Genomic DNA, 7,159 nt, shown 5'->3' with positions numbered 1-7,159 from the left:
AAGCCATACAGCCAACGCCGCGTAGCCACAGGGTTTTCGTTCCATCGTCAGCGCGAAGTGGTAAACAACGGTTCAGGCCGACCCAGAGAGAACCTGACTAACCAAATGGACGTCCAAACGGCGTAACGGCCGATCCCCGCGCACCGGACAGTCCGATGAACGAAAGAGGTCTTTGGGTGCGGTTTATACAGAGGTCCGAGTCAGCGGCATCGACTCAACAAGACCGATTACGGAAATGCAGCCTGACACCCGTTGGATCCGCGCAGCACTGACACGCAGCACGCAGCATCGAACAACACCCTCACTAGCAGTGGCCCGAAAGCTCAGGGCAAAAGCCTCATGCGGCTAGGATTGACGGGAAGTCTCTTACGGAGTGGTTAAGTGCGGCCGACACGCCCCTACCTTTCGAGACCCAATAGTGCCAGCAGATGGGACTGCTGTGATGAGGAAAGAAGGCAAGTGGCACCAGTGCGGCCGTCCCGGTACGCGAAGCTTGATGCCTCCCAGCGCCAAGGATGCGCGCCACGAACAAGAATGAGCAGGCGAAGATCTTGAGCTTGCCATGGTGGGGCCGAGTTGCAGGGTTGCCCGAGCGCGCTGAGTAGCGCCTTTACTTGGCTACGCTTGCTGACGAACAAATGGCGATCGTGAGCGCCAATCAATGCTTCCGCATCCAGGTTGACGATGGAAGTCTTGTCAAACGAGCGATAGTAAACCTCGATAGCACTCTCGTTGATCTGCGGTTGGCTCGCCGTAGCCGCCACTGCTAGTAGTGCAAATGCTGTTGCTGCCAGTTTGCGCATGAGCTACCGCCGCACCTAACGCTGGAATTGAGCGGCGGCGCAGCCGTCCGCCTTGAACGAACTATTAGACCACCGCAGCCAACAGTAGGCCGATGACAACTTGAACGCCAAGGATACTGGCGACGAATCGGCTACGCGGCAGCTCGGAATGGATCAAAAAGTGGACATAAAGCTTACAGTACAGAAATGTGTATACCAGGCCGACAACGGTGGCGATGCCAAAGAACCAGATGGCTCCGCGGCTGGAAGTTACTAAGCAAACAAATAAGGTGAAAGCGTAGAGAGGCAAGCCGAAGAGGTGCATCCTTCGGGTACCAGCTTTGTCCATTCGGGTCAAAGTGATGAGCATCGAATTCCAATTGAGGCCTAACACCTGAGTTAAGCCGCGCCGCGAAGCGGCGTCGGCTTGGACGAATTGTTAGCGTGTGGCTTACGCACTAGCACGCAGCAATTGCTTGGCCATGCGCTCAAGATCATCCGCCACTTCACAGTAACCAAAGTAGTTGACGGGATGCTCGTAGTTGAAGTCAGCGCGCTCGGGTCGAGGCTGGTCCGGTAAGCGGCTCAGCAGTTCATCGCGGAGCATAAGCGCCTCCACTTTGAACCGGCGCTCCCACTCGGACATTCGCTCCGAACCAGCCCGACTCATGGCTGACGTGAACTTGTGCCAGAGGCGCTGCTTTTCTTCTTCATCGCGGGCTTGGGTCATCTCTACCCACTCGCTGCCCTGGATCAGATCGTCTTTGTGCCTGTGACGCTCCATGAACGCCCTGATCTCTCCAACAAACATGAGAGTTTTCTCTCGGAGCCCCGCCGAATCCGTCTGGGCGACCACGAGCAATTTATCGTCATACTTCAGGGCGCGCTCCCTGTATGAATCTGCCTGTTCGGTCTTGAGTTGGAGGCGCTCGCGCAGCGTATCGCTCGCCGACTTAACTTGCTCGATTTGGGCCGAAAACTTCCAAGCTGCCGCTGCGTAAGCGAGACCAAACGCGACGACGCCCAGTAGTAAGAACGCTAGCGGTGCTTGTGACACCACACTCCAGTTCTTCTCGAGCAGTTCTACCAGACGCTCCATTCCCGCCTCCACACGCTAACGCTGGAATTGAGCGGCGGCGGAGCCGTCCGCCTCGAATGATCTGTTAGGCGACAACCCCACGAAGAAAGCACTAAACATTGACTGCGTGCTCAATGATCTCCGTGACGATATGACCACGACACCTAGCGCACTCGCCCTCAACAAAGACCTTGCCATTCTCTCCATGCTCAACTGGATTGAGAAGACCAATGTCCGGCTCACAGCAGACATCACACCACGTATTCTCCCTAATGGATTCTTGGTCGAGTCGGGCTCTGGCGAAGAAGTCTCTTTGAACTTTCATATGGCGCCTAACGCTGGAATTGAGCGGCGGCGTAGCCGTCCGCCTTGAACGATCGGTTAGCCCGCGTACCCGCAACCGCTATGTTTTGAACGGGAGCTAAAGCTTACGACATGATCGTGCGGGTCGACAGCCGATGACGAAGACCAAATTTGATACTGAGTCACCCGCCTGTGGGCTAACAGCGAAGCGAGACTAGCCCCACCACGGTCCGTCGCCACCGGTGGCGACAAAGCGAAGGCAACCACCAAACGGTGTGACGTGGCTCCAGAGCCAACCAAGTATTGGACCTGATGTAGCGACTCGGCACTTGATGCTAGGACGCAATGAACGCCCGTCGTGACCAAGATAGGCTCTAGTTCACTTGGAGAAGCCGAGGGCAAGCCTTTGAGCTCTCCGATGTGGGCGGTGTCGCCTTGAAAAAAGGCGATTAGCGCATTTCCTTGAGCATCCGTGATTTTTCCGAGACCGATGTCGCCAGCAACGACGCAGTGGGCGCCGAGTAGGAGGCCCACGGTCGTAAGGATCACGGTATACGCGAATCGGCTCATGAGGGCTAACGCCTGAGTTGAGCGGCGGCGGAGCCGTCCGCCTCGAACAAGATGTTAGAGGGCAGTCGCAGGAACGACGGGCACCTCTGAGTTCCAGTGGTACAACTGCGAGTACTGATCCCAGCCTGCAGCGCTGGAACACATGGCCATCGACGCCGCGGCCATATGCGCTTTGTGTTCTGTTGCAAGAAAGACCAAGTCTTGCATATTGCGCCAGAGCTCAGCGGGACGCTCGGTGCCAAAAGTGAAGTTGAAATAGGCACCATCGTCGTTGCCGCTATCGAAGCTGTGCTGCAAGACGAGGTCTTTACGAGTGACAAGCCCTTGGAACAACTCGGAGATCGCAGCCATATCAATGCCAGGTGATCTCTCTGGTTGAACTTGCACGGACAGGGATCTCACGGTTGCCCTCTAACGCTGGAGTTAACCGGCTGCGGTGCGCAGCGTTCGGTTGTCGCGACATCCTATACCCGCAGTCCGGTTGAACGCGCTGTTCGGGAGCGAGAGGGGCGGATTCCCGATCGGTTGGTCGAGCTTCGCCCTTTCCGATAGCGGACCGCAGCGACGATGCTGTGCGTCTGAAAACAGCAAAGCGCCTGTGGCGGTCGGATGAACACCGTTATCCGACCGCCACAGGCGCTTTGCTGAGTATGCGTGCTCGCCCAGCCTCGTCAATCCGGGTGCTCCGATATCTTGCGCAGGGTCTTTCCCCTGAAAGGTGTCCGCCGCTCTTGCTGCCGAACGCTTAGTAGACCCTATATCGGGGCATATGCAATGGATGTTCAGCTTTCGGCTGCGCTTGGTCAAGGACCGATCCTTAGGAGCGACAGGACTGGCCGGATGATGGCTCCCGCTTCCGCAGGTAATTCTTCCCTGTGCATATCCCACAAATCGGCGCGCTATGTCTTATCCCCCACAATCGATGGTGATAGCAGGTGCTGGTTCGGTAACGCGTCTACCTGCCTTCTGGACGAAGTTCGGCGGCGTTTGCCGCACGGACACCGCAGCTTGTGCATCGGAACCATTACACCGGATGGATACGCCGGTTCATCCTGGCGAACGGAAGACAGACCTCGCCTGAAAAAGACGCGGTCGCGCTGGCGCGTTCCGGGCCTTGGAGCAAGGCGCCACCGCAGTCCACGACAGCTCAATGGAACTGGTCGCTCGCCGGCACCCACGAACTGGACGATGAGGCCGGCGCGGCGGGTTTGACCGGCAGCGTGATGACTTCGCAACCCGGCGGCGGCGGGCTGCCGGCGACGCGGGCGGCGGCGCATTCGGCGCTGTTGTCGAACTTGACCATCGGCGCTGGCGATGCGCTGCTGGCGGCGACCGCCGGCTTGGCCACGGGATTGGCCGGGGCCAGGTTCAGGCGGTCGTACATTTTCTGGTCCAGCGGTTTCGCCGGCGGATCGGGGTTGCCGCAGCCCAGCAGCGCGATCGGTATCAGGGGGTTCACGGCGCACTTGATGCGGATGCCGCGTGGCAGATGGAAGGTGTGGGTGACCTGGGTCTTCTCCGCCGCGCGCCGCAACGCGGTGTCGATCGAACTTTCGCCTTCGGGCGCCCAGTCCTGTTCGAAGCGGGTCGGCTTGTAGCCGATGTCGGGGCGGCCGTGGCTCATGATCTGGGTGTCGCCGTGCGGCTTCAGTTGCACATACTCGCCCAGGCCGGTTTGCGGCTCGCCTTGCGCACTGCCCTGCTGCACGCCTTGCGATGCGCCGGGCTGGTTGCCGCCGGGCTGCGCCTTGCCAGCCTGGTCGCTGGCAGTCGGTGCCTTGCCTGTCTGGTCGGCGGCGACCTGCTTGCCGTTGCCCGGCTGCTTCGCCGCTTGGGCCGACGTGGCGGCGCTGCTGTCGGCCGCTGCCGGTTCGCGCACGACGGCATCGGCTCGACCCGGATCACCCAGGTCGCTGCCTTGCGGGATGGCGTCGGGCGCGCGGCTGACGTCGCGCCCCGGCGACTGGTCCGCCGGGGTGGGCGCGGGCTGTTGCGCTTCGTCGCTGGCCTTGGACTGGGGCGATTCGGCTTTTGCCGTCGTGCTGTCGGGAACGGGCGCGGCGGCCGGGGTCACCGTGGGCGGCGCGCTCAGTTCGGGAAGTTCGATGGACGGCTGGACGGCCGTTTGCCGCGGCGTGTCGGTCACCTCGATCTTTTCGCTGGGCGCCTGCGGCTTGATCTCGGCCGGCGCCGATGGCGCCAGCGGCACCGCGTCGAGTTCGGCCTCGGCCACCTCGATCGACGGCGCCTGCACCTGGGGCTTTTCGTTGGACACCGTGGGACGGGGCGCGCTCAGCGGCGCATCCAGATTGACGATGGGCGAGACCTGCGCCGGCAGGGGCACCGGCTGCAATGCAGGCACCGGCGGCGCGGCGGGAACCTCGGCACGCATCACGGTGATGCTGGCCGGCGCTGCGGATTTGGGCACGCTCACGTCCAGCGCGATGCTCGGCATGGCGATCGGCGGTGCGGCCTGCGGTGGCACTTCGGGCATCGCCAGCGAAGGCGGTGGCGGCATCGGCCGATTGCCTTCCAGTTGCGGCTTGCGCACGGACTCGGGCTGGAACTTCGGCGGCACCGGCGCCTGCACCACCGGCGTGGGCAGGTTGATCGCCGGCGGCTCGCCGGCCAGCGGCACCGGTTGCAGATCGGGCGCCGGGGCCGGTTGCGGCAGGCTCACCGGTGCCGTTGGCACGGCCACGGGCTTCGGTTTGGGCGCCTTGACCTTCGCCACCCTGGCAACCACCGGCGGCGCGGCCGCTGCGGGTGGCGCCGGCGTCACCACTGCCTCGACGTTGGCGCTGCGCTCGCTGACCCGGGCCGGCCGCTTGTCGCGACCCTGGTGGCGCGGCCCGCGCTCCTTCGGTGGCGTGCCGCGCACCGGTGGCGGCGGTGGCGGCTCGGGCGGCTCGATCAAGCGCACCTGCAACAGCACCTGCTTCGGCTCGGGCGGCAGCACGACCTGGAACGCGGGGCCGAGCACGAAGCCGAACAGGAAGAACAGATGCACCACCACGGCGCCCGCCATCGCCACGATGCGCAGGGTGCGTTCGCGCGGCCGTGGCCGCGTGCGCTGGTGATACACGCGTGCACGAGTGGCCGCCGCCAGTGGCGAGTTCAGCATCACCTGCGCGGGGTTGGCGGCGCGTCGGGAGGTGGGGTGTGGCGGTGGCGCGGGCATCGGATGAGTGTAGCGGGCGCCGCCCCGGTTGCGCGTGACGGGCATGACGATCGACCGTCGCGAGGTTCATGCCGCCGCGGGTTCAGTGCCCGCGCGCTGCCTTCGCGGCCCGCTCGCGCAGCTCGGCATCCACGGCACGATCGGGTGTGTCCACCGGGCAACCCCAGGCCAGCGGCTTGCCGGCGCGATACATGTCGATGCAGGCCTGCTCGCTGGGCGGCTTCGGCGCATGAGCCTGCCCGTCCAGCGAGCGCGCCGGCGCCATGTTGAGGCGCACGTCGCCGTCCTTCGCCGAAGGTTTCGCCGGTGGATCGCCGCCACAACCACCCGCCAGCATCGCCAGCGAGATCGCGCAGTGGATGCGCACGCCGCGGGGGAGCCGGATGGTCTTCTTCACCGTGGTCTTGTCGACCAGCTTCTGCAGCGCGCTGTCGACGGCGTTGCCCTTGCCCCAGTCCTTCTCGAAGCGCGTGGCCTGGTAGGTGACCGGACTGCGGTGCTGCATGATCCGCGGGTCGCCCTGGGGCAGGTGCTGCACGTAGTCGGGCACCGGCGTGCTGCTTGCCGGGGCGGGCAACAGGGGCTGGCCGCTTTCATCGAACAGCCGTGTCGTGTCGGGCGGGGGCGGCGCGGGCAGCTGCAGGCTCATGGCGTTCTTTCGCGGCGGTTCGCGCGGCGCCAGCGGAGCGCGGGGACGCGGCGGTGCCTGCAACGCCGGGGCCGGTGATGTCGCCCTCGCCGGCGCGCTGCTGATGAAGCGGATCTGCAGCGCTTCCTGCGCGGGCGCGCTGGTGGTCGGGGCGATCATTCGTGGACGCATCTGCTGCCACACCACCAGCACGAACACGCCGTGCAGCAACGCGGCGAGCAACAGGGCCAGCCAGTGCTGGCGGCGTTCGCGCCGTGGCTCGTGCCAGCGGCGGCCACGCCCGGCCGCCAGGGCGCGCGGGGTCGCCTCGTGCATCGGCGACGCCGGCGACTCCTCGGCGGACACCGGCGACGGGCGTTGGGCGAGCGGCGAGCGGGCGATGACGGAACCTCGGGCGTGGCGGGAGCGGGCAGCATGCCGAGCGGGAACTGAATTCCGGCCGGCCGGATGGCGGCGCACATCCGGCGGGATGGCGACGCCACGGCGCTTGAGACCACCCGGCGACGGCGGCGGTTCCCCGCAGTGCAGCTTGACCCGCACGCCGCTCGGCTCAAGTCTAGGCGGGCGGCGCCTTGCGCCGCCTCTCCGCCATGACC

The 7,159-nt window shown here is 64.3% G+C and carries 5 protein-coding genes; all 5 read right to left on the bottom strand.

Translation table 11 applies throughout. From position 1 onward, the window contains the following. Nucleotides 1-398: 398 nt before the first annotated feature. The 5 genes from ASD82_RS17525 to ASD82_RS00185 all read right to left on the bottom strand — a co-directional run bounded on the left by ASD82_RS17525 (nucleotide 399) and on the right by ASD82_RS00185 (nucleotide 6,878). Nucleotides 399-803 (bottom strand): hypothetical protein, encoded by a 405-nt coding sequence (locus tag ASD82_RS17525; protein ID WP_157598862.1) that lies wholly within the window; start codon nucleotides 801-803, stop codon nucleotides 399-401. Nucleotides 804-1,233: 430 nt separating this feature from the next. Beyond that, nucleotides 1,234-1,881: a hypothetical protein gene (locus tag ASD82_RS00200; protein ID WP_056713695.1), complete on the bottom strand. Its 648-nt coding sequence runs from the start codon at nucleotides 1,879-1,881 to the stop codon at nucleotides 1,234-1,236. 906 nt (nucleotides 1,882-2,787) lie between these two features. After that, nucleotides 2,788-3,084 (bottom strand): hypothetical protein, encoded by a 297-nt coding sequence (locus ASD82_RS00195; RefSeq protein WP_056713693.1) that lies wholly within the window; start codon nucleotides 3,082-3,084, stop codon nucleotides 2,788-2,790. Nucleotides 3,085-3,880: 796 nt separating this feature from the next. Continuing rightward, the gene (locus ASD82_RS00190; RefSeq protein WP_235580590.1) at nucleotides 3,881-5,959 is read right to left on the bottom strand and encodes a hypothetical protein; all 2,079 of its coding nucleotides are present in this window, start codon (nucleotides 5,957-5,959) and stop codon (nucleotides 3,881-3,883) included. A 37-nt stretch (nucleotides 5,960-5,996) separates the two neighbouring features. Continuing rightward, complete coding sequence (locus ASD82_RS00185) at nucleotides 5,997-6,878, bottom strand: hypothetical protein (RefSeq protein ID WP_056713701.1); 882 nt, start codon at nucleotides 6,876-6,878, stop codon at nucleotides 5,997-5,999. Nucleotides 6,879-7,159: the final 281 nt, after the last annotated feature.

The organism is Rhodanobacter sp. Root179 (assembly GCF_001428465.1).
Lineage (GTDB): Bacteria > Pseudomonadota > Gammaproteobacteria > Xanthomonadales > Rhodanobacteraceae > Rhodanobacter.
The sequence above is the reverse complement of the archived record's forward strand: the minus strand, read 5'-3'. Positions and strand labels throughout refer to the sequence as shown.

Coding starts and splice junctions, on each gene's coding strand:
- ASD82_RS17525 (WP_157598862.1), bottom strand. CDS start 803: ATGCGCAAACTGGCAGCAACAGCATTTGCACTACTAGCAGTGGCGGCT.
- ASD82_RS00200 (WP_056713695.1), bottom strand. CDS start 1,881: ATGGAGCGTCTGGTAGAACTGCTCGAGAAGAACTGGAGTGTGGTGTCA.
- ASD82_RS00195 (WP_056713693.1), bottom strand. CDS start 3,084: ATGGCTGCGATCTCCGAGTTGTTCCAAGGGCTTGTCACTCGTAAAGAC.
- ASD82_RS00190 (WP_235580590.1), bottom strand. CDS start 5,959: ATGCCCGTCACGCGCAACCGGGGCGGCGCCCGCTACACTCATCCGATG.
- ASD82_RS00185 (WP_056713701.1), bottom strand. CDS start 6,878: ATGCACGAGGCGACCCCGCGCGCCCTGGCGGCCGGGCGTGGCCGCCGC.